This window comes from Roseococcus sp. GW821-FHT12F05, from assembly GCF_058806835.1.
In genome coordinates this window covers 1-2,276 of the sequence record NZ_JBXAQB010000045.1, presented here as the reverse complement: position 1 = coordinate 2,276, position 2,276 = coordinate 1, and the positions used below count along the sequence as shown (strand labels likewise).

Here is a 2,276-nt window from a genome sequence, read left to right as displayed (position 1 = left end):
ACCTCACCTGCCATGGTATCGCAAAGGAGGGCGTGCGGTTATGCCGCAGCGGGGCGCAGGCGCGTCCAAGGGGGCCGATTCTGCCATTTGGCCATTTCCAAGCCGCTACAGCGCTACAACCCGCGGAAAATCTGGCTCTCAGCACGATTTCGACCCGCTACATGCCAAAATGTGTAGCGACCCGATTTCTGGCTGAAACCCGCAGAAAACCTGGGATGTAGCGGTGTAGCGGTCTGAGAGCCCCTGAGCTTGCGAAAGAGGCTCTGGACGCCTCGTCCGCAGCGAACGGGTCAGTATCAACGCAGCCCCGCCATTGTGGTGTGGCCGCCGGCCCCATCCGCGTTGGCCCGCCGCGCAGCCCTCAGGGCTATGAAGTCGCGAACCCAATGCGTCATCTAGGCAGGCTCGGGGGGGCGGGCATCGTCCCCAAAGCATGGGCGCGATATCCTCCGCGTCATGAGCAACCTCGCCATCATAGCCCGACCACCGCAATTCTTTCGGGATTTCGGCAGGCTCACGGCCCCGTACTGGACCGGAAAGGGGCAGTGGCGGCCACGCCTGCTCACGGGCCTGCTGGCGCTGCTGGTGCTGGGCCAGATCGCTCTGGTGATCCGCCTCAACCTCTGGAGCGCCGACCTCTTCGACGCCCTGGAGATCCGCTCCACCGAGCACGCCATGGCCCAGATCGGCGTCTTCGCCGTCATCCTGCTCGGCACCATGGCGACGAACATGGCGCATCTGGTCGTCCGCCGGCATCTCCAGTTCGACTGGCGCCGGTGGCTCACGGCCAGGGTCATCGGGTCCTGGATGGACGATGCGCGGCATTACCAGGCGGGCCTCATCCCGGGGGACCATGCGAACCCGGACGGGCGCATCGCGGAGGACATCCGCGTCATGGCGGAAGCCGCGGTCGATCTGGCCAGCACCCTGCTCTACTGCGTGCTCCTGCTGGTGACCTTCATCGGCATCCTCTGGTCGCTCTCCGGCTGGGTCCGCGTGGCGGGCGTGGACCTGCCCGGCCATCTGGTCCTGCTCGCCTTCGTCTATGCGGGGGTGGGCGCGGTGGTCGCCTTCGTGCTGGGCCGCCCGCTGGTCCGGGCCACCAATCTCCGGCAGACGCGGGAAGCGGATTTCCGCTACGGCCTCGTGCGGGCGCGCGACAGCGCGGAGGCGATCGCCCTGGCGCGCGCGGAAGCCGGGGTGCGGGGGCGGCTCGCCCGGGGCTTCGAGGCCATGGCCGCGGCCTGGAAGAGCCAGTCCGTGGGGCTGGGGCGGCTGATCGCCTTCTCCTCGGGCTATGTCGCCCTGGCCGCCGTCTTCCCGATCCTGGTCGGGACGCCGCGCTTCCTCGAGGGCGTGCTGACGCTCGGCCGCCTGATGCAGTCGGCGCAGGCGTTCCAGCAGGTGACCGCGGCGCTGTCCTGGCCGGTGGACAATCTGCAACGCATCGCCGAGTGGCGGGCCTCGGTGGAGCGCGTGCTGGCGCTGGAGGAGGCGGTGCAGGTCGCGATGCTGGAGGCCGCCAGGACGGGCGAGACCGCCATCAACCTGGACCGCGCGCCGGGACCCTGGCTCGGCGTCTCCGATCTCTCTGTGGCGGCACCCGACGGCACTGCGATGCTGTCCGGCCTGACGCTGCGGGTGGAGCCCGGCGAGCATGTGCTGGTGGACGGCGATGCGGACGCGGCGGGCGCCCTGTTCCGCGTTCTCGCCGGCATCTGGCCCTGGGGCTTCGGCCGGGTCGATCTTCCGGCCGATGCCGGCATGGTGGCGATCGGCCGGCAGATCTATCTGCCCGAAGGCACCCTGCGGAGCGCATTGGCCCTGCCCGAGGCGCCGGAGGGCGCGGACGACGCGGGGATTGCCGAGGCCCTCGACGCGGTCGGCCTCGCTGGCCTGTCGGCGCGCCTGGAGGAGGTGCAGGATTGGGCCGCCCTGCTGAACGCCGCGGAACAGCAGCGGCTGGCCTTCGCGCGGCTCATCCTGCTCCGGCCCGCCTGGGTGGTGCTGGGCGATGCGACGGACGCGCTCGATCCCGCTTCCGCGGATGCCCTGCTGCGGCTGATGGGGAATCGGCTCCCTGGGGCCGCGATCGTCGTGATCGGACAGCATCCCGGTTCCGCCGAGGCCTTCCACCGGCGACTGACGCTGCAGCGCCTGACCGGCGGGGAGGTGCTTCTCAACGAGGTCTATGCCCGGCGCCAGGCGGCCCGCCTGCCGCGCCGCCGCCCGCTGGAGGTGGTGGACTGGCTGCGCCAGGGCTATCCGCCCGATGG

At 70.3% G+C, this 2,276-nt stretch carries 1 protein-coding gene; it reads left to right on the top strand.

Annotated elements, in window-relative coordinates; all coding sequences use genetic code 11:
- Nucleotides 1-456: 456 nt before the first annotated feature.
- Nucleotides 457-2,276: ABC transporter ATP-binding protein/permease (locus tag AC1ROY_RS33975; RefSeq protein WP_493153381.1), on the top strand; the 1,820-nt coding region annotated here is incomplete at its 3' end.